The organism is Lysinibacillus sp. CNPSo 3705, assembly GCF_028674935.1.
GTDB lineage: Bacteria > Bacillota > Bacilli > Bacillales_A > Planococcaceae > Lysinibacillus.
Window position 1 is genome coordinate 1 of record NZ_JAQZSD010000071.1, and the last position, 20,914, is coordinate 20,914.

General features: G+C 38.0%; 20 protein-coding genes, 1 tRNA gene, 1 rRNA gene and 1 pseudogene. 5 read left to right on the plus strand and 18 right to left on the minus strand.

What is annotated here, in order from left to right; all coding sequences use genetic code 11:
• Window positions 1-248: pseudogene (locus PVA17_RS21140) on the plus strand (transposase); the annotation flags it as partial.
• 159 nt (window positions 249-407) lie between these two features.
• On the opposite strand, the gene PVA17_RS21145 reads toward PVA17_RS21140, so the two are convergent.
• The 5 genes from PVA17_RS21145 to PVA17_RS21165 form a co-directional block, all read right to left on the minus strand.
• Entirely contained in the window at window positions 408-2,633 is a 2,226-nt protein-coding gene (locus tag PVA17_RS21145; protein WP_274068869.1) for a YcdB/YcdC domain-containing protein, read from the minus strand.
• Between the two features lie 260 nt (window positions 2,634-2,893).
• Window positions 2,894-4,066, minus strand: a complete 1,173-nt coding sequence (locus PVA17_RS21150) for a glycosyl hydrolase family 18 protein (protein ID WP_483308042.1) — start codon at window positions 4,064-4,066, stop codon at window positions 2,894-2,896.
• Between the two features lie 337 nt (window positions 4,067-4,403).
• Window positions 4,404-5,135: a hypothetical protein gene (locus tag PVA17_RS21155; protein ID WP_132364221.1), complete on the minus strand. Its 732-nt coding sequence runs from the start codon at window positions 5,133-5,135 to the stop codon at window positions 4,404-4,406.
• Window positions 5,128-6,465 carry an AAA family ATPase gene (locus PVA17_RS21160; RefSeq protein ID WP_132364223.1) on the minus strand — a complete coding sequence of 446 codons (1,338 nt, stop codon included), beginning with the start codon at window positions 6,463-6,465 and terminating at the stop codon, window positions 5,128-5,130. The genes PVA17_RS21155 and PVA17_RS21160 overlap by 8 nt, the downstream gene beginning before the upstream one ends.
• A 223-nt stretch (window positions 6,466-6,688) precedes the next feature.
• Entirely contained in the window at window positions 6,689-7,180 is a 492-nt protein-coding gene (locus tag PVA17_RS21165) for a hypothetical protein (RefSeq protein WP_274068870.1), read from the minus strand.
• Between the two features lie 151 nt (window positions 7,181-7,331).
• On the opposite strand from PVA17_RS21165, the gene PVA17_RS21170 reads away from it, so the two are divergent.
• Together PVA17_RS21170 and PVA17_RS21175 are read left to right on the plus strand one after the other, a co-directional pair.
• Window positions 7,332-8,033 carry a hypothetical protein gene (locus PVA17_RS21170; protein WP_132364225.1) on the plus strand — a complete coding sequence of 234 codons (702 nt, stop codon included), beginning with the start codon at window positions 7,332-7,334 and terminating at the stop codon, window positions 8,031-8,033.
• A 94-nt stretch (window positions 8,034-8,127) separates the two neighbouring features.
• Window positions 8,128-8,355, plus strand: a complete 228-nt coding sequence (locus tag PVA17_RS21175) for a hypothetical protein (protein WP_274068871.1) — start codon at window positions 8,128-8,130, stop codon at window positions 8,353-8,355.
• Window positions 8,356-8,473: 118 nt separating this feature from the next.
• On the opposite strand, the gene PVA17_RS21180 is transcribed toward PVA17_RS21175, so the two are convergent.
• The 3 genes from PVA17_RS21180 to groES all read right to left on the minus strand — a co-directional run bounded on the left by PVA17_RS21180 (window position 8,474) and on the right by groES (window position 10,917).
• Window positions 8,474-8,662 carry a hypothetical protein gene (locus PVA17_RS21180; protein WP_274068872.1) on the minus strand — a complete coding sequence of 63 codons (189 nt, stop codon included), beginning with the start codon at window positions 8,660-8,662 and terminating at the stop codon, window positions 8,474-8,476.
• Window positions 8,663-8,715: 53 nt separating this feature from the next.
• The gene (gene groL, locus PVA17_RS21185) at window positions 8,716-10,347 is read right to left on the minus strand and encodes a chaperonin GroEL (RefSeq protein WP_132364227.1); all 1,632 of its coding nucleotides are present in this window, start codon (window positions 10,345-10,347) and stop codon (window positions 8,716-8,718) included.
• A gap of 285 nt (window positions 10,348-10,632) precedes the next feature.
• A complete protein-coding gene (gene groES / locus PVA17_RS21190) occupies window positions 10,633-10,917 on the minus strand; it encodes a co-chaperone GroES (RefSeq protein ID WP_049667833.1) in 285 nt (94 codons plus the stop codon).
• 173 nt (window positions 10,918-11,090) lie between these two features.
• Between groES and PVA17_RS21195 the strand changes: the two genes are divergently transcribed.
• On the plus strand, window positions 11,091-11,855 hold the full coding sequence (locus tag PVA17_RS21195) for a CPBP family intramembrane glutamic endopeptidase (RefSeq protein ID WP_274068873.1): 765 nt from the start codon (window positions 11,091-11,093) through the stop codon (window positions 11,853-11,855).
• Between the two features lie 101 nt (window positions 11,856-11,956).
• Here the strand turns inward: PVA17_RS21195 and tatC are convergent, their stop codons facing one another.
• From tatC to PVA17_RS21210, 3 genes are all read right to left on the minus strand, one after another.
• On the minus strand, window positions 11,957-12,778 hold the full coding sequence (gene tatC / locus PVA17_RS21200; protein WP_132364231.1) for a twin-arginine translocase subunit TatC: 822 nt from the start codon (window positions 12,776-12,778) through the stop codon (window positions 11,957-11,959).
• A gap of 18 nt (window positions 12,779-12,796) precedes the next feature.
• Window positions 12,797-12,982, minus strand: a complete 186-nt coding sequence (locus PVA17_RS21205) for a twin-arginine translocase TatA/TatE family subunit (RefSeq protein WP_132364233.1) — start codon at window positions 12,980-12,982, stop codon at window positions 12,797-12,799.
• A 152-nt stretch (window positions 12,983-13,134) separates the two neighbouring features.
• Window positions 13,135-13,770: a redox-sensing transcriptional repressor Rex gene (locus tag PVA17_RS21210; protein WP_132364235.1), complete on the minus strand. Its 636-nt coding sequence runs from the start codon at window positions 13,768-13,770 to the stop codon at window positions 13,135-13,137.
• 554 nt (window positions 13,771-14,324) lie between these two features.
• On the opposite strand from PVA17_RS21210, the gene PVA17_RS21215 reads away from it, so the two are divergent.
• Window positions 14,325-16,268: an ABC transporter ATP-binding protein gene (locus PVA17_RS21215; protein ID WP_132364237.1), complete on the plus strand. Its 1,944-nt coding sequence runs from the start codon at window positions 14,325-14,327 to the stop codon at window positions 16,266-16,268.
• A 627-nt stretch (window positions 16,269-16,895) separates the two neighbouring features.
• On the opposite strand, the gene tsaD is transcribed toward PVA17_RS21215, so the two are convergent.
• From tsaD to rrf, 7 genes are all read right to left on the minus strand, one after another.
• Window positions 16,896-17,912: a tRNA (adenosine(37)-N6)-threonylcarbamoyltransferase complex transferase subunit TsaD gene (tsaD, locus tag PVA17_RS21220; RefSeq protein ID WP_483308043.1), complete on the minus strand. Its 1,017-nt coding sequence runs from the start codon at window positions 17,910-17,912 to the stop codon at window positions 16,896-16,898.
• Window positions 17,912-18,364, minus strand: a complete 453-nt coding sequence (gene rimI / locus PVA17_RS21225) for a ribosomal protein S18-alanine N-acetyltransferase (protein WP_132364242.1) — start codon at window positions 18,362-18,364, stop codon at window positions 17,912-17,914. The genes tsaD and rimI overlap by 1 nt, the downstream gene beginning before the upstream one ends.
• Window positions 18,357-19,064, minus strand: a complete 708-nt coding sequence (gene tsaB / locus PVA17_RS21230) for a tRNA (adenosine(37)-N6)-threonylcarbamoyltransferase complex dimerization subunit type 1 TsaB (RefSeq protein WP_274068875.1) — start codon at window positions 19,062-19,064, stop codon at window positions 18,357-18,359. The genes rimI and tsaB overlap by 8 nt, the downstream gene beginning before the upstream one ends.
• Complete coding sequence (tsaE, locus tag PVA17_RS21235; protein WP_248719257.1) at window positions 19,061-19,510, minus strand: tRNA (adenosine(37)-N6)-threonylcarbamoyltransferase complex ATPase subunit type 1 TsaE; 450 nt, start codon at window positions 19,508-19,510, stop codon at window positions 19,061-19,063. Before tsaE ends, tsaB begins: the two co-directional genes overlap by 4 nt.
• Before the next feature lie 319 nt (window positions 19,511-19,829).
• Window positions 19,830-20,165 (minus strand): hypothetical protein, encoded by a 336-nt coding sequence (locus tag PVA17_RS21240; protein ID WP_274068876.1) that lies wholly within the window; start codon window positions 20,163-20,165, stop codon window positions 19,830-19,832.
• Between the two features lie 332 nt (window positions 20,166-20,497).
• Window positions 20,498-20,573: transfer RNA gene (locus PVA17_RS21245), tRNA-Asp, on the minus strand.
• Window positions 20,574-20,783: 210 nt separating this feature from the next.
• A 5S ribosomal RNA gene (gene rrf, locus PVA17_RS21250) occupies window positions 20,784-20,899 on the minus strand.
• Window positions 20,900-20,914 lie beyond the last annotated feature (15 nt).

The following is a 20,914-nucleotide window of genomic DNA, read 5'->3' on the forward strand; positions in this document are numbered from 1 at the left end:
AAAACATATTCTGTCACAATTAAGTCGGATACACATGCCGAACAAGAGGCATTTCAAAATACGGAAGCATTTAAGCAATTAGCCGCAAATCGCTACAAAGTAGAAGCGAAGAATAGTGAATTAAAAACGGACACGGGTACGATACGGCATCGACTGCGGGTCTATTTGGCATGGAAATTCAAGGTGCTACAACGATATTCGCTGTCAATTTAAAACGGATATTAAAGCTATTAAACGAAAATAAATAAGGAATAAGGAATAGAGACAGAAATAAGGCACTTCCTGTTCAAAATTGAACAAGAAATGCCTTATTTTTATCTGAGAAAGGTTCGCTTTTATGAAAACGTAAGTTTTTCAGTGCCCTCCTAAAATCAGGGGATGCCCTTTCATGTATAAATTATCGATTATTAATAGAAATGACGACCGCTGCCGTTTTGTTCAAAGGCAGCCTTTGCTAGACGAACTGTAGATACCGCCAAATCTGCATACGTCACTTTCTCAGTAGCATTGAATTTATTTTGCTGTCCATCAATTAGTCCCATTGCACTCGCTAAAGCAACATAACCTGCGTACGCTGGGTCAATTGAGCTTGCATCCGTAAAGTTTAATTTGTAAATGTCACTATGCTTAGCAGCACTCTCTAAATTTAGTACACGAACTAACCATTCGGCAAGCTCTTGACGAGTCAATGCTGTATCTACTGCAAATTGATCCGCCGGTTGTAAAATGCCCATTCTTACAGCTTGTTCAACGATTCCGTATAATGGGTGCTTTTTGTCAATGTTTTTGAAGGATTGCTTAACGTTGTCTTCTCCATACGGATTGAAATCATATCCGTATGATAATGATTTAACTAAAATTTTCAAAGCTTCTCCTCTTGTTACGGCTGTATCAGCATTAAAGTTTGCTGGGTCTTTAACCTCTAACACATTTTGGTGTAATAAATAAGTTAATTCTCCTCCAGCTGTTGGATGCGAAATGGCAGGTTTTTCTTTCGTATCACCAACTTTTTGAAGCCATTCACCCGTTGTTGCATCAATACTATTGAACAAAATTCCATTATAAACCGGAGCGTATACTAAATCATAGTGGTGATTATCCTCGCCATCCTGTTTTGCATACTGTAGCTCCAATTTCAGCCCCTCATTGAATGTTGCTTTTGCTTTATCAGCAGGAATAGCTTTGTTTACAGACGGCCAATTATCAATCTTGCGATAATTAACATTTAAAGAACTTAATTTCCCATCAGCACTGATACCTACGGAAATTTCATCCCCTGCTACGGCAATGCCATTGACAATACGTGGGAAAGAGAAGTAATACTGTTTGTTGTCTTTATCATATATTGCATCTTCTAGTGGTTTTGAATAATTATGAATATATGACGGAGACCACTCTTTTAAGTAGTCTATCGCTTTTGCTAACGCAGCCTCTTTTGAAATTGGTTCTACTTTATCATCTGTCTGCATGAATTCGCTACTTGTATTCCAGTAGTTTGTAATTTCACCTGTTGCTTTGTTGACTTCAAGTGAACTACCTGTGCCGTAATTACCGAGATCATACATATAATTCACATAATAGATTGTTTCGCCATTTTCATTTTCTCTTTCATTAATCGAATGAATTTGTAGCTTTGCTTTGTCTGTATCAACTTTTAAAATAGACTTAGCTAACTCTTCAACTTCTGCTAATGTAATACCATTTTTCTTAGGTGCAAGTGGTTGCGCTGCAAGTTTTTCTACACCTTTTGTCTTCGGTACTTGAGAAATGAAACCATTCATTGTTTGCCACTGCCCATTTATTGCATGTACACCATTAAAGCTTGTTGGTGGCATATACACAAGCTTAGCAATCGCTTCGCCTGTTTGATAGTTATAGTCAACTATATAACGTAAGTCAACTGACAGTTTTTCACGAACCTGTGCAAGGATTTCTGATTCATTCTTTTTCTGATCTAAGTTATCAAAAGTTGCCTTGCTAGTTGGCCCGGCATTACGATACATACTTGTAACTTCACCATTTGCTAAAACTGTAATATGGATAAACTCATTACTAAGTAATACACCATTGTGTGTAGGCGAGTACATAAATGAATACGAAATTGGTTCAGATAGAGGTCTACTAAAACCAAAATCATCATATCTATGGTCTTCACGAAGCTTGTAATTCGCAGTGCTCGGCAATTTCTTTAAGAAGTCTTGAGCAACTTTCTTTGCTTCACCCTCTGAATATTTCACCGGGTACAATGCTTCCGCTATATTGACAGGCTGATAGGAGAAATTTTCTAATTCCAAATCTTCGCCTTTAAAAGTAAAATCACCATAAACGTCTTTGCCATTGATTGTTTTATTAAAGTTCAATTCATAGCGTATCGTTTTGTCATCATTAAAGTAATGTGCTTCTCCCATTGAGAAATCTTTCTCTGTTACAAAATTGAATTTGTCTGGGAATATTGTATTCAATTGCTTAATAAGCATACTTTTTGTTACTTTTGTTTCTGTTGAAGAAACTTGAATTGCAACTCTCTCTTGTGGTTCTTTTACATTTGCTGAAGCTTGTGCCATTGGCGAAAGTACACTAACAGAAAATGCAGTAGACGTTAGTATGATACCTAACTTTTTAAATTTACCCAAAATATCCCTCCTAGATTATCATTTACCATAATTATAGTATAGATTACCATAAATGGATATGACGTTTTCAGATTATTCTATTTTATCTTGAAATAGAATGAACATAAACAAAGAGCTATTTTTTCTTCATTCAGCAATGTTTTCTGTGCGAAGGCGCAGCGACAGCACAGCCTCAGCCGCAAATGTTTGTCTGCGCGAAAGAAAAAACGTCAGCTACAATTACGCCAAGGCAAAATTGCTTGGTTGCTCCCTAAAAATCCTCATTTCTTGACTACATCAAAATTGGAACCAATTAATAACCAATTTTGAGGGAATGGTAGACCTAACTTCCAATAGCCTACTCCTCGGAGTCTGTACCGTTTGATTAAATCGAACTTCGCTTGAATGGATCTGGCATCTTCGAACCATACCACATGTGCTTTACCTTGCTCATCGTAGTATTCAAAGAACGGTGCTTGAGATCTCAAATCAAACTGAATAGCAGCATTATATTTCTTAGCAATCTCGATTGCTCTTTGTGGACTAACTGCTTCTGCATTAGGTCCCCCCTGCACAAAAGGCAATGTCCAGTTATACCCATATAAATTCTGTCCAAGTATAATTTTGTTCCGAGGTATCTCACTTACTGCATATTTAACAACCGCTTCTACCTCTGGAAGTGGCGATACTGCCATAGGGGGCCCTGCAGAATAGCCCCATTCATATGTCATTAACATAACAAAATCCACTATTTCTCCATGTGCTTTATAATCATGCCCCTCCGTCCACGGACCCCGCTCAGTAGCACTTGTTTTGGGAGCTAGCGCTGTCGATACGGTATATCCCTGTGGATGGAATCGACTCACTGCTCTCCTTAAAAAATTGTTATACGCCTGTCGTTGATCGCCCGGCAAATTCTCAAAATCAAAATGAATATCTTTAACAGTTCCTAAACGCTTTGCCTCTTCAAGAATATTATTAAAGAGCAAATCCTGTACGGCTGTACTTTGAAAAATATCTCTCGCTAAATCGCCACTAAAACTAAAATTCTCCAAATTCGAGATAACCATTGCTAGAGAAGCACCTGTATCATTTGCAATTTGCGCCACACCTTGACTCGGTGGCACCTTAAGCGTTCCATCACGTCTTGCCTCATAGCTAAATAAAGCTAGATAAGTTAAAAATGGACCCGCTTCTCTTGCTTGACTTAGTAATGCCTCACTAACGAATGTCCCTCTCGGCTCTAAATATGCCAATGTTTCAGCTCTTGTTTTTGGTTGAGGTGGAATATAAAGTCGCATACCAATCGATAAAGGTTGATTCGGATTAATATTGTTCACCTGAGCAAGTGTTAAATAATTAATGCCAAAGCGTTGGCCGATTGAATATAGACTATCTCCTGCCTGCACATAATAGAAATTTCCGACAATCGGTATTACAAGAGCTTGCCCTATAACTAATCGATTTGGTTCAGGAATTTGATTGGCATCTACAATATTTTGAACTGTTGTCCCATATGCCTTCGCAATACCCCATAAGGACTCCCCTGCCCGTACAACATGTATTTGAATGTCAATGCCTCCTTCTTGCTTGATAAAATCACACCTGTAAAGCTTATGAATTAGAAAATGAAAAGATGTCATTACTCAGTAAGAATAGATTCTCTAAAACGAAAAAAGATCCATCGCTTATTCTAACGAAAGGACCTTTTTTGGTGAGCAAGCGTCTAACCGCTTCCTCTATATTTGTCGTTGCTGACGCTTCAATTTTCACTACTGGTCAGCACTCACTTTATTGTATATCCGATTTAATCATTTCAAATAATAACGGGACATTCGTTCCGCGTTGTAACGAATTACAGCCCTCCATTAAAAATGACCAACTCATTTTGATTTTATCTTTATACGGCAGCTCTGGGTTAACTGGGAGATATTCTTTTAAAAACTCTTCTATGGAGCTCGATAAACTTTCCATAAATTCATCGGCCTTTTGCACCTTTTCCGTCGCTATTTCATTACGCTCATTCCATAGTACATGCTCTAAGTTTGTAGAAAAATAGAATAGCTGATACGGTATTCTTAATCGATGAATGCTAAAATGATCATTTGCCATAAGGATTTTAGCATTATTCGCCTTCATTTCATTTCGTTGTTCGATTTGTTCCTTACGCTTCTCTGATTTCACTAATATTGCATCTTCTGTATAGAATAAATTTTGCTCAATATCTCCCTTCACCTTGACAAATTCAGGGGCTATGAAACAACCGTCTGCATCAGTAATATGAACGACAGCGGTTAAATCCTTCGCTAAAAACTTATACTTCTCCAAATAGTTCTGAATCACTCGTGTCACACTATTTTTAATATTAGGTATCCGTTTATTAGCATCCCATTTCGTTAAAATATCTTCCCGTTGTACATCGAAGCGAATCGTTGAATTTGCAAAATGTTCATCTAGAAAATCCTCTAAAATAATTTGTTCCGTATGCCCTTCCACAATAATTAAAAGAACTTTTTTAGTCACGCTGGACACCCGCTTTTCTAAAGGCACGCTTAATTTTAAATGTCTTTGTTTCTTTATAAACATCTTCATCCTGTCCGCCCAACTGAATCGCACGTAAATAAACATCTCGAGCATTATTTACCTCTTTAATACCCTTTAGCTGTATATAACGACGATCCTCATTCGTTGTCGTAAACCATAAGTTTTTAATAGCTAGCACCTCTAACACACGTAAATTATGAGACGTAAAAATAAGTTGACCTTTTCCGCCCTCATCAATCACTGTTAACAACTCGCCTAACAAATATTCAAAAACACCAGAATCTAATTCATCTATTACGACACAAGCATTTGGGTTATTATAAACTGCAATGAGCACACTGAGTACCGATATAATTTTCAAAATCCCTTCTGACTCTGTCCTTAACGGTAATTCGCGCTCCCCTCGTTGCGATAAAAATTCAAAACGAATTCCTTTTTCCCCATTATCCATAGTTTGTTTTGTAAGTACATTAATCTTTATAGAGAGACCTGGAATAATCGCTGATAATACTTGATTACTTTGCTCTATTACTTCACATAACACGTAAAATGCATCCTCTGGCAATAATGCTGGCCCCTTCAAATTGTAAGGGATAGAACCACGAGTTTTTTCGAGATGGATGCTAAAAGGCATACTGCGCTCTTCAAATAATGGTGCGATATTTTGATTGTTAACAACATGTAAATCACGATTAAAATCTATTGCTAAATTATGAAGCAATTGCATTTCTAGCTCCGACAACCTATCCTGTAATAACGGCTTTAAATCTTTGTGAAAGACAAAGGACATATATTGTTTTTTAGACAATTGATGAATGACTAGTAATTGGATACGCATTTTTTCATTCATATCAGACAGATATACTTTACGTAGTTGTATGTCTTTCTCTGTAACATTAATTAAAATCTTTGAACGCTTCCCTTTCTCGTTTTCTCTGTAAGCTACACGTTCAAGCGTTGTGTACAGTCTGTTTCCATCTTCTTGTAACTCTACATAATAATTGAGAAAAAATGTGCCGAATTGATTTTCTACTAGAAACTCGAACTCAATACTTGCCGTATCCTCCCCTGCCATAATTAATTTCTTTTCCTGTGATGGTAATTTAATTTCAGCCATCCAACCGGAGATAAGTGCCTTTAACAAGCCGAATGCATCAACAATAGTTGTTTTTCCAGAACCGTTCTGTCCGTATAAACCTACAACATTTGGCTTAAGGAATGTCTCGAAATTTACCGCTAATATAATTTCACCATGACGGACATTTCGTAAATTTTGTACTTTTATTTTCTTGATTTTTATAATAGGCATTTATATAAACATCCTTTAATACTATTTTCTTTTATTATAATTAAATTTGATATATTTTATAACATTTTCTATTTTAATCAACTATACTTTATCGATCATTCTTCTAGTTTAATGCCTATGACAATCCTAATAGTAGGCATATGTTAGAAAAAAACGAAGAAAGGTGTGTTTCATTGATCAATCCTGGATTTAATCCCGAAGATCTTGATGTTAACATTCCGTTTCACCCTACTATGCCTTCTGGTAGCCCATATCCATCTTTAAACCCATCACCGTATCCGACACGATCTCCACAGCCATATCCACCGCGACCTCCACAGCCATATCCACCGCGACCTCCGCAGCCACGTCCACCACAACCATATCCACCACGTCCTCCGCAACCACGCCCACCACAACCATATCCACCACGTCCTCCGCAACCACGCCCACCACAACCATACCCACCACGTCCTCCGCAGCCATATCCGCCACAACCATACCCACCACGTCCTCCACAGCCATATCCACCACAACCATACCCACCACGTCCTCCGCAGCCATATCCACCACAACCATACCCACCACGTCCGATGCCATATCCGCCACAACCATATCCACCACGTCCGATGCCATTCCCAGGCGGACAATATCCTGGCTTACCAGGTTTACCAGGCTTTAACTTACCAGGCATGTAGATTTGCATATTGGAAGTCCAAGAAAATGACTGTAGCAAAAAAGGCTATCCAGAAGTTCAAATACGAACTAATGGATTGCCTTTTTATTGTTTAGTAGAACAGGAAGTGAAAACATGACTATAAAATTTTCAGTCGTCCTACATATTCGCTCATTTAATGAGCACAGTATAGGAGAGGCGAGGTGCAACTATGTGTAACGTAAAAAAAATAACTTTATGTATGATTAGCCTAATATTAATTAATTTGAGCATTGTAGCTTCTTTCGATGCAAAAGAATCGAGTAGATTAAATATAAAAGGTCTAGAAAACCGCTTAAAAAGCCTTGAGCCGATAAAACCCCAAACAATTGCTGATCCTCCTTTTCCAGAATTATCTCCCCCATCAAAATTTGTTACACTTTCACAGGTGATAGAGAATGGCAATACAATTCCGTATGAAGCGATCGTCAATAATCCTGGCTACAAGAGACCCGCTTATGAAGAATATTGGCATAGCTCAATCGGTCGGTGGAGCTATGTTCCAACTAGAATTCATTATGCACTGCATCGACTATTTACGAATTACGATATTGCTCTCTCTGAATGGTACGACTTTGAACAAAATATGGGATTCACAATTCCAATGTGTCAAAATAAAACGGATTTAGATTTATATATTGTCGCGTTCCAAACTGATATTACAGCAGTTTATACATTGGGGAATCAGGTGGTCGTTGTTGGAAACCCGAGAAGAACCGGTGTTCAAGTGATTACTATAAAAACAAGCGCTATACATCCCTCAAATACCGAAGAATCTTTACTTGTACAATTATCAACTCAAGCAGGAGAAGAAATAGATTATGCTCTAATCTCTTATATTTCCCCTGATTTTAGGCTGAAGCAAAAAGAATAACTTTAAGCTCCTTTTCGGAGTTTTTTTAGCAGGTTTGTATCTTTATCAGCAGTTGTTGGGGGTTTATCAGCGATTGTTGGAGGTTTATCAGCGATTGTTAGAAGTTTATCAGCGATTGTTGGAAGTTTATCAGCGATTGTTAGAAGTTTATCAGCGATTGTTGGAAGTTTATCAGCGATTGTTGGAAGTTTATCAGCGATTGTTAGAAGTTTATCAGCGATTGTTGAAGGTTTATCAGCGATTGTTGGAAGTTTATCAGCGATTGTTGGAGGTTTATCAGCGATTGTGCTGTTTTTATAGTCAAGTCCTTAATATTGTGTAAAATTCTATACAAAGTTTTTCAACCCTGATTTTAGTTTCCCTAAATTTTACAGCTTATGTTGGAATTCGCCGCTAAAACTTTGAGTTTCGCCGCCAACTAAGCAAAGAACGCCGCTAAACTATAAAGTTTCGCTGCTAACAGGCTTTTTATCAGCGATTGTCGGAAGTTTATCAGCGATTTTACTGCTTTTATCAGCGATTGTCGGAGGTTTATCAGCGATTTTACTGTTTTTATCAGCGATTGTCGGAGGTTTATCAGCGATTTTACTGTTTTTATCAGCGATTACTAAAAAATATTCGCTAAACATAAAAAAATCACTTCTCAAATGGAGAAGTGATTTTTTTGGGTTGTAGCCGTTGATTACATCATTCCTGGCATGCCGCCCATACCAGACATATCTGGCATTGCTGGAGCTGCTTCTGGGATGTCTGCTACAACTGCTTCTGTTGTTAAGAATAGAGCTGCTACAGATGCTGCGTTTTGTAGAGCTGAGCGAGTTACTTTCGCTGGGTCTACTACGCCCGCTTCAATCATGTTTACCCATTCGCCTGTTGCAGCGTTGAAGCCTACACCGATTTCTTCGCGTTTTAGGCGATCCACGATAATTGAGCCTTCAAGACCAGCGTTGTTTGCGATTTGACGGACTGGTTCTTCTAAAGCACGTAGAACAATTTTCACACCAGTTGCTACGTCGCCTTCTTCTGCATCTGCAACTTTTTCAACTGCTGCATATACGTTAAGAAGTGCCGTACCACCACCTGATACGATACCTTCTTCAACTGCTGCACGAGTTGAGTTCAGAGCATCTTCAATGCGTAGTTTGCGTTCTTTTAGTTCTGTTTCTGTTGCAGCACCAACTTTGATTACTGCTACACCACCTGCTAATTTTGCAAGGCGTTCTTGTAATTTTTCTTTATCGAATTCTGAAGTTGTTTCAGCAAGCTGAGCACGGATTTGACCAATACGGCCTTCGATTGCATCTGCACCGCCAACACCTTCTACGATTGTTGTATTGTCTTTTGTAACAACAACTTTCGCAGCGCGACCAAGTGATGTAATATCAGCTGATTTAAGGTCTAAGCCTAATTCTTCTGTAATTACTTGACCACCTGTTAAAATTGCGATATCTTCAAGCATTGCTTTACGACGATCACCAAATCCTGGCGCTTTAACCGCTACAGCATTGAATGTACCACGAAGCTTGTTCACTACAAGTGTTGCAAGAGCTTCACCTTCAACATCTTCAGCGATGATTAATAGCGGACGACCTTGTTGTACCACTTGTTCTAATAATGGTAATACTTCTTGAATGTTTGTAATTTTTTTATCAGTAATTAAAATGTATGGGTTATCTAATACCGCTTCCATTTTATCTGTATCTGTTACCATGTAGTGTGATGCATAACCACGGTCGAATTGCATACCTTCAACTACATCAAGCTCTGTTGTGAAGCCTTTAGATTCTTCAATTGTGATAACACCATCGTTACCCACACGTTCCATTGCTTCTGCAATTAATTGTCCTACTTCATCATCAGCAGCAGAGATTGCCGCAACTTGTGCGATTTCTTCTTTGTTGCTAACTGGACGAGAAATAGCGTGTAATTCTGTAAGGGCTGCTGCAACTGCTTTATCGATCCCTTTACGAATGCCTACAGGATTTGCACCAGCTGTAACGTTTTTCAAGCCTTCACGAATAATTGCTTGTGCTAATACTGTTGCAGTTGTTGTACCGTCACCAGCGATTTCATTTGTTTTAGAAGCAACTTCTGCTACTAATTTTGCCCCCATGTTTTCGAATGGGTTTTCTAACTCGATTTCTTTTGCAATTGTTACACCATCGTTTGTAATAAGTGGTGAACCGAATTTTTTTTCTAAAACTACGTTACGACCTTTAGGCCCTAATGTAATTTTTACTGCGTTTGCTAATTTATCTACACCTTGTAACATTAATGAACGAGCGTCTTCTGAGAATTTAATATCTTTTGCCATTTGAATTTACCCTCCTGAAATGGAATATTCGTTAAGCTTCATCAATATATTTATAAGAAATTTTCGCCATACAGTCATTGCCATCTATTTGTGACAATTACTAGGCATTTACTTTCAAAGGGATTATCACTAAAACGTGTATGGTTGATTTTCGTTCCGACTGGGCACACTTCACTCGCGTTGCTCGCACCGGGGTCTAAAATCTATATTGCCGATCCCCTAGGATTCGCCTAGCCTCCACTTCAATCAACTTATAAAATGTGATGAATCTTTAAAAGTTTTAATTTATTCAATAATTGCAAGAATATCGCTTTCGCGTAAAATTAGGTATTCATTACCTTCATATTTAACTTCTGTACCAGAGTATTTAGAGAAAATAATGCGGTCGTCAACTTTTACGTCAAGCTCTACACGTTGCCCGTTCTCTAAAATGCGACCCGTCCCAACTGCTACAACTTTACCTTCTTGCGGTTTTTCTTTTGCAGAGTCTGGCAGTACAATACCGAATGCAGATTTTTCTTCTACCTCGATTAGTTCGATTACAATACGATCTCCTAGTGGTCTTAACAAGTGAAACAACCTCCTATAATTAATTATATACTTGAAAGTTTATTAGCACTCTATCTAGTCGAGTGCTAATACAATTATTATGATAATCAATCACACTTTTTTTTGCAAGTCAGAACTTCGAAAAATTTTGTTTTCTTTCCATATTCCTCTACAATAGAAAGGTAGCATAATGAATGGAAAGGATTTTGACTGTGAACAATTCTCAAAAAATAAATAAACATAAAAAAACAGCTCTTTATGTTTTACTGATCTATATCCTCATGCAAATATCGGGGATCTTACTGGCAAAACCGTTTCACAAGCTTGTTATGAGTACAACTGGTTTACCTAGTGGGCAAGCTGCTCCCCTTACTCAAGGCTGGTATATTGCACTTAGCTTTGCCATTGCGTTAATTTTAAGCTTAATCCTTACATCCCGCGATAAAGCGTTTTGGGATATTTATAAAGGGAAGAAAGAGACTATACCACTGTCAATTATGTGGGGAATTATCGGTTTCTTCTTAGTTTTCTTCGGCCAAATGATTGGCGCAGCTATCGAAATGGCTATATTCGGTATCCAAGGTGGCTCACAAAATACAGCTGATATTGTAGCTATTGCAAAAGGTGCCCCTATTGCGATATTAGCGATTGTTGTTTTTGGACCAATATTAGAAGAGTTTGTCTTCCGTCGTGTTATTTTCGGATCGCTTGTCCAAACAACTAATTTCTGGATTGCCGGTATAGTAAGCGCCATTTTCTTTGCTCTTATTCATATGGACTTCTCACACATCTTGCTTTATACAATTTGCGGATTGATTTTTGCCTTCTTATACCACAAAACAAAACGCATTTGGACGTCCATTATCGCCCACGTCATGCTGAATGGTTTTGTGACGCTTATACAATTGTATGCTGAACCACTGCAAAAGTTTCTTGAACAACTAGAAAAAATGCAATAAAAATTAGTAAAATTTTTGCAAACCGCTGATTTCTAGTTGAACCTAGCTATTTATAACGACGAAAAAGCTCGATGCTGCTAATTGGCATCGAGCTTCTATTATTATTGATTTAATTCTTCGATTTGACGTCGTTGCTGTTCAAGTGCCTCTTCGACCTGACGTTTTTGCTCAGCTTCTTGCTCTTCCTTCATTCGCATTTCTTCTGATTTTAAGTATTTCTTATAGCCAACACGGGAAATCATAATACTAATTTCATAAAGAATGAATAACGGTACTGAAACCATTAAGTGTGAAGCTAATTCAGGTGGTGCGATTAAAGCAGCACATACAAATAAACCAAAGTATGAATACTTACGAATACGGATTAGTAGCTCAGGAGATAAAATCCCAATGCGTGAAAAGAACAAGACTACTATCGGTAATTGGAAAAGGAAACCAAAGGGTATTGTAAGCTTAAATAAAAACGAAAAATATTCATGTATGCCAATCGTTTGTTGAATCTCCAATTCGTTCGATAAATTCATCATAAACTTTATGACATAAGGGAATAGTAAAAAATATGAAAAGGACAACCCTGCTAAAAATAATAAAAATGAATACGGTATGTAGCTTAAGGTTGCTTTTCGTTCTACGTCCCTAAGTCCTGGGCTAATAAAAGCCCATAATTGGTACATCAATACCGGCGAAGATAGGATAAACGATATTAAAAAAATAACTTGGATATAAATTGCCAGTGGTGTTACTACATCAAATGCATGGAGTTCTATATTGTAATTCGCTCCAGTACTTTGAAGGTATTTAACAAGCGGCTTTGCAACAAAAAAGCCAGCAACCATAGCAAGAACAAAGAAAACGGCAACAATGAAAAGCCGTTTTCTTAATTCTTCTATATGTTCAATGACAGTTAGATCTTTTGGATTCATTCCTCAAACATCCTAACTTTACTTATCTAGTTCTTTCTTCTTCTTGTCATCATCATCTTCGTCGGCTAATCCTTTTGTAGCATTTTTGAATTCACGTAATGTTGAACCAAATGCTTTACCAAGCTCTGGTAACTTCTTAGGACCAAAAATTAGTAATGCGACAATTCCGATAATAATGAGGCTCATTGGACCTATTGGACCCATTACAGCCACCTCCTCTTTATATCCATCATTTTAACGCATATTTCGCCATTTTGCTAACTAATAATATGTGAAAGTTTTTCGTCATTCTCACATTTTATCTCATATTCGGTACAAATAACATTCACTGAAAGAAGTTAAATTATGTACAATTATCACTCTTCCTGATTACGAATTAAATAAATGAGTGCCTGCAATTCTACTGACAAATCGATTGTTAAAAGTTGCATTTTATCTGGTACAGTAATACGCTCTGGCGTAAAGTTTAAAATTCCTTTTGCATTCATCACTGCTAATCTATCAGCCATTTTCTGTGCAGAGCGTGGTGAAACTGTTAAAATTGCAAGCTCCGCTCCATATTCTGCATACTTTTCTTCCAATAAATCAGGATGAAAAACAGGAATATTGCTAATCATCTTCCCTTCCTTCGGGGCCTTTGAGTCAAATGCCACAACGATATGGGTATTATGATTTTTTTGGAAATTGTATTTTAATAAAGCACTACCTAAGTTCCCTACACCAATTAACGCTACTTTTGTGGCTTCATGTTGATCGAGCGTTTGACTAAAGAATTTTAAAAGATGCTGCACATCATAGCCATATCCCTTTTTCCCAAGAGCACCGAAATAAGAAAAATCACGGCGAATAGTTGCAGAATCAATTTTCATTGCTTCACTCAGTTCCTTCGACGAAATACGTTCCATGCCTTCTTGTGCAAAGTTTTGGATAAATCGATAGTAAAGAGGAAGTCTTTTCGTAGTGGCTTGTGGAATTTTTAATTCTTGTTTCAAACTTTTTCCTCCTTATAATGTATCAAATTCTCTTTATAAGGATCATCACCAAAACGTGTGGTTTATTTCCGTTCCGAGGGGCGCTTTGTTGCTGTCGCTTCGCTTTCGCACAGTCAAAACATTTGTTGCTGTCGCTTCGCTTTCGCACAGTCAAAACATTTGTTGCTGTCGCTTCGCTTTCACACAGAAAAAATTCACTGCGCTGCAAGGTCTCGGCCCAACACGATGTTGGTCACGGAGGCGTTATCACAGAATGAGATGCTTTTAGCCTTCGTTCCTCTATCGCTGACCCCCGAGGACGGGAATCAACTATTTATAGACGTTTTAACAAAAGTCATCAACAACTTTTGGTGATGAACCATTTATGATACATGCTTAATATTTCTAAGTTTATACTATTCACTGGAGGATTTCTCTTTAGTTAATGGCGCTTTTACGCCACTAACTAAAGAGAAATCGTTTCAATCTTACATGACAGCTTGGAATAAGTAAAGCATCGACATTGCAAGGCAATCGCACATCTATTACACTAAGGTAGAATTGAGGTGTCAAGAATGATTGTTTTACAGGTCAATCAACTATATAAATCCTTTATTGCAGATGAAATTTTAAGTGGCGTAAAATTAGAGGTTCAGCATCGTGACCGCGTTGCATTAGTAGGTCGTAACGGTGCTGGTAAGTCCACTTTACTTAAAATAATTGCTGGTCAAATGTCCTATGACTCTGGCGATATTATTATCCCTAAAGGTATACAAATCGGGTATTTAGAGCAGCATGCTGGATTAAACTCAACATTGTCGATTTGGGATGAAATGATGACAATTTTTGAACCGCTTATTACCCAGGAACAGGCAATCCGATCATTAGAACAACAAATGGCCGACCCTGCTGTTTATGAAAATCCTACTTTATATGCAAAAATAATGTCTGAATACGATCATTTGCAGCATAATTTTAAGGATGCAGGTGGCTATCAATATGAATCTGATACACGTTCTGTGCTTCATGGCATGCAGTTCTATCCTAATGATTACGAAAAGCCAATTAGCTCACTCTCAGGGGGACAACGGACCCGGCTAGCGCTTGCTAAACTTCTGTTAAGTAAACCTGATCTATTAATACTCGATGAGCCTACTAACCATTTAGATATTGATACCCTCTCTTGGTTGGAATCATATTTAAAAGGCTATGAAGGGGCTATCCTAATTGTTTCCCATGACCGCTACTTCTTAGACCAGGTTGTTTCTATTGTCTACGAAGTCTCTCGTCATCGCGTCACAAAATATAACGGCAATTATAGTGCCTATTTAGATGAAAAAGCGAAAAACTATGAGCGTGATTTGAAGCTTTATGAACGTCAGCAAGATGAAAAGGCCAAGCTTGAGGAATTTATTCAAAAAAACATTGCTCGTGCTTCTACTACTAAAATGGCACAAAGTCGTCGTAAAATGCTTGAACGAACAGAATGGATGGAATCCCCTGATGGTGATGAAAAATCAGCAAGCTTCGGTTTTACAATTGAGCGCCAAAGTGGAAACGATGTATTATCTATTGATGACTTAGCTATAGGTTATCGTGATAAGAAAATATCAAGCGGCATCACATTGCGTACTTTCCGAGAAGACCGTATTGCACTTGTTGGACCTAATGGTGTAGGTAAATCAACTTTATTAAAAACCATCGTCAAAGATTTACTACCACTCTCTGGAGAAATTCGCTATGGTACAAATGTTCAAATTGGTTATTACGATCAGGAGCAGGCCAAGCTATCGAGCAATAAAAGTGTGCTAAAAGAGCTATGGGATGAATGGCCTTTAATGAATGAAAAAGATATTCGCACGGTGCTAGGCCGTTTCTTATTCAGTGGAGATGATGTAGATAAAATTGTGTCATCTTTATCTGGTGGAGAAAAGGCTAGACTTGCATTAGCTAAGTTGATGATGCAAAAGGCAAATTTCTTAATTCTTGATGAGCCTACCAATCACTTAGACTTAGATAGTAAAGAGATACTAGAAAATGCACTGATCGATTATCCTGGAACGCTCTTATTTGTATCGCATGACCGGTATTTCATCAATCGAATCACTACTAAAGTAATTGAACTATCCGGCGATGGTTCCTTTGAGTACTTAGGTGACTATGATTATTATCTTGAAAAGAAACAAGAACTACTGGAAATAGCACAAATGAAGGCTGCCGCTCAACCGCAAGTACAAGCTGATGTATCCGAGAAGATCTCTACCTCTAAAATTGATAAAGAGGCTAAAAAACGGGAGCGCCAAATTAGACGCACGCTTGAGGAACTAGAAGGAAAAATGCAGCAAGTAAATCTTGAAATAGCTCGCTTAGAAGAAGCTCTTTGCGATCCTGAGATATTCACAGACCACGAAAAAATTACACAACTTCAAGAGGAATTATCAACTGCTAAGGAACAGTATGAGTTATTCGAAATGGAATGGCTCGAGCTAAGTGAAGAACTTGAAAATATTATTTTATAACATCCCTCTTGAGGTGGGATAAAACTTATAAAGCCATGTGCCTTGTCGCATGGCTTTTTACTTTACTCGCGTTGTTTTTTCATATATATTGGTCAAGTGCTATTTTTCGACAAAAAATGCCCACAACTTTATACACACTATAAATCTAGTAATACCAACATATCAACAGACTTTTCCACATTGTCCACAATTCAAAAATATTTTATTCACATTATTTTGTGCAAAATAGGCTACTATATATTGAATAATCACAAGTTATGCACAAGTTATCAACATTTTGTGCATAAGTACGGATGTTCGCTGTTTTATTTCGATCTTACCTGTGGATAATTTTCTGAAAAATTTGTCAACTGATCGGATTCAAATTTTCTTATAGACACTATTTTCTCAACAATTTTTTCACAAAAGCAAAAAGAGGTATTCTAGAATCAAATCTAAAACACCCCTTTTTCTATAATCAATTATGCCAGTCCGAAATCGGTTTTGTGCTTAGGCCTGCAAGCGAAAGCGTAGTGCTAACGCAGCTGCAGCGACATAATGCAGGTAGCTAGCCATTATCGCAAGGATGTGATGATTTTAGGCAAATTTTTATTAACTCCCTTCCGATTTCGTGACACCCAGAAAAAGTTATACCCAGGATTTTAACTCCATTCCAGGGCGACCGTTCATTGATAAATTGCCTCGAATACCGGCTTCAAACATAGGTGTTGCTGCAGCCCCTATCATAGCGGCATTATCTGTGCACAGCTTTAATGGCGGCACGAAAAATGGTATGTTTTCTTCAGCAAATACCATCTCAAGTGATGTACGCAAACCCTTATTTGCCGCTACACCACCCGCTGCGATAACCTGTTTCACGTTATATTCGCGAGCTGCCCGTAATGTTTTCGCCGTTAATACTTCAACTACGCTATCCTGAAACCCTTTGGCAACGGCAGTCGGACAAATTTCTTCACCGCGTTGGTCCATATTATGCTTATAATTAATAACCGCTGATTTCAAGCCGCTAAAACTAAAATCATAAGAATCTTCCTCTAACCACACTCTTGGGAAGGATACAGCCTCATCTCCCTCATGTGCTAACTTATCAATTCGCGGACCACCTGGATATGGTAAGTCTAAAACACGCGCAACCTTATCGTAAGCTTCACCAGCTGCATCATCTCTCGTCTCACCAATGACTTCAAAAGAGCCATGTTCCTTCATATAAACTAGCTCTGTATGGCCACCTGATACAACAAGTGCTAACAATGGGAAATTCATTGGCTGTACGAGTGCATTAGCATATATATGTCCAGCTATATGATGCACACCAACAATCGGTAAATTATTTGCAAACGCAAAGGCTTTCGCGGCATTAATCCCAATTAACAGTGCACCTACAAGACCAGGGCCCTCTGTAACTGCCACAGCATCTAAATCAGCTGGCTTCATATTTGCCTGTGCTAATGCTTCTTCTATAACTACTGTAATTTGCTCAACATGATGACGGGATGCAATTTCAGGTACAACCCCACCAAATCGTTTATGACTTTCTATTTGAGATGCAACTACATTTGAAACAATTTCAGAACCATTTCGAATAATCGCCGCTGCTGTTTCATCACAGCTCGATTCTATTGCTAATATCATTCGATCTTCCATCATAAATTCACCCACATGACAAGGGCATCCTCCCCGTTATCTGTATAATAGCCTTTACGTATACCGCCATCTTGGAAATCAAGCTTTCGATAAAGATTTTGCGCAACTGTATTTGTTACTCGTACCTCTAAACTCATGACTTCCATAGTATGCTCTCTAGCAATACGCATTACCTCTCGCATTAATCCTTCACCAATGCCGCGACCTCGAGCAGCCTCTATAACGGCAACGTTTGTAATTTGCGCTGCGTCTATAACCATCCACATTCCGCAAAAACCGATAATGTTATTATCTTCATCTATAGCTAGCACATAATGTGCATACTGATTTTCATGCACTTCATAATAAAAAGAATCTAACGTCCATGGCGTAGGAAATGTAGCAAGCTCAATTTCATACACTGCTGGAACATCTTCAGATACCATTTTACGATATGTTACATTATTACTCATGTGCCTTCTCCTTTTGTTCCTTCAGCCAATTCGCCTCCGCCTCGGCAATACGTTTGTATTGCGGGACAAAATGATGAACTCCATCCACACTTGGTAGCTCCAATTTCGTCGCTAATCGAACTGTTTCACTTGCCCGTGGTAAGTCATTACTAAATGGTGTGCGCTGTGCATAATCACCTAGCACCTCTACGATTTTATGCCAAAAAACATCTACATCGACTCCCACAAATAAAACCGGTGCCTCGAATGCTTGTAAACGCTCTAACAAGCCATCTATATGATCGTGATAATCTTCTATAATTGTTTCAAGCTCACAACCTTTATAAACGGCCGTATAGACATTGCCTCTTCGCGCATCAAAAATAGGACAAATAAGCCCATCATATAGTGCTGCATTTGCGGCCAATGACTTTAAGCTAGATATTCCAACTAAAGGCTTTTTCAATGTCCATGCTAATGTTTTAGCAAGCGTCACACCTATTCGTACACCGGTATAAGAACCAGGTCCTTCTGATACAGCAATCGCATCCAACTCGCTTGGCTTTATACCAGCATTGGCTAGCACTTCTTCAATAGCTGGCATAGCACCTGCTGAATGCGTTAATTTAATATTTTGTACAATCTCCGCGATTACTTTCCCATCTTTTATAACAGCAATAGAAAGTGGTGCATTCGCTGTTTCAATCCCTAACCAAATCATTTCATTAGCTCCTCACATAATGCCTCATATCGCTTCCCAAGTGGTGTTAATACAAATCGTCGTTGATTTTCTCCGATCCGGTAAATTTCTATTCCAAGACGCTCCTGTGGTAAATCCTGTTCAATCAAATGAGCCCACTCGATAACTGACACCGCATCACCATAAAATAGTTCGTCCCATCCAAGATCCTCATCGCTTTCTGCTAAACGATAAACATCTAAATGATTAAATGGTAATCGCCCCTCATATTGCTTAACAATCGTAAATGTCGGGCTATTGACTGTTCTCGTCACACCAAGTCCCTTCGCTAATGCTTTTGTAAATGTCGTCTTACCAGCGCCTAAATCACCCTCTAATGTAATTGTATCCTGGGCTTCTAGTAAGCTTGCTAGCTTCAACGCAAAATTCTCAGTATCATCAAGTGAATTCATTATTTTTTCATACATCATCTCTTTTTCCTCTCCTAGCTCCATTACTTCTAGTTTACCGAAACAAACGTAAATGTTCAAAACATCCAATGGATTTCAAAAAAACAATTACACCTTGGCGTAATTGTTGCAGCTTGTCGACAATAAATTGTAAATTTTGTATCAAATAAATAAAGTAGATTTTCACTCCAAGTTGACGCTCATCATGAGGTGAGTCCTAAAAATGTAAATTAGCATTCGTCATTAGCCTGAAACAATTATGCCTAGTTATAATTATCGCTGATGATACTAATTTAGGTACTAAATAAAAATAAAACACGCTTATAAAAAAACGTGCTTATTTTTTATGCTCCTTTACCTCACTAACCTTTTTTTCAACCAATTTATCATCTTTAAATCGTACTATATAGGTTTTTGTCATAAGTATTTCATCATTCCAGCGGTATTGATCACTTTTTATCATGTCCCCTGCTCCCCCTGCAATCTCTACTACTTCCATATATGACATGCCCTCTTTTAATTTTTCAAATTCGGCTTGATTCATATTTTTTTGCCAGTGGTACGCATTGGATTCCTCTATGTCTAAAATAGGATCTCCACAGCCTGCTAATATTACAATAGCCCCTATGAGTAAGCTTATATTCAGACGTTTTATGTAAAAATAATTTCGCATGCTAAACACCTCCAAATTCCATCACGACAGGAATATCGATAAAAAAATAGTCACCCTATAATAGCGGTCAGTTTATTGACACAACGACCTTCGCTAACGAGTCTTCGATAAAAGTTTTGGCGCTTCACGGAATCGGAAACGGATTCTTTGTACAAGCACAAAGCCAACTCTAAACGCAATTATGCCGAGGCATAGTTATTCTAAAAATCTATGGATACCCCAATAAATATTATTGAACCAATTTTATCGATATTCACTAATTTCCTTATATTAACAATAAAAAAAGTTCTTATGATTTAAAAGCATCATAAGAACTATATTATCGTTTATAATGGCGGTCCCGACCGGGATCGAACCGGCGATCTCCTGCGTGACAGGCAGGCATGTTAACCGCTACACCACGGGACCTCTTTAAGACATTTATTAATATATCATAGAAAAATAACATATGCAATACTTTTTTATATTTTTTCATTTTCATAGTCTTTGCTTGCTGACCGTAAGATATGGCAAAGATAAAAAGCAAATATTTGTAGTTGCTATCATCAGTTTTAGCTTCATTTCAATAATCATTACTTTAATAAAAAAACAGTCAGCACTCAGCTGACTGTCTTCATTGCCTAGCGACGTCCTACTCTCACAGGGGGAATCCCCCAACTACCATCGGCGCTAAAGAGCTTAACTTCCGTGTTCGGTATGGGAACGGGTGTGACCTCTTTGCCATCATCACTAGACTATTTTCGGCTTTC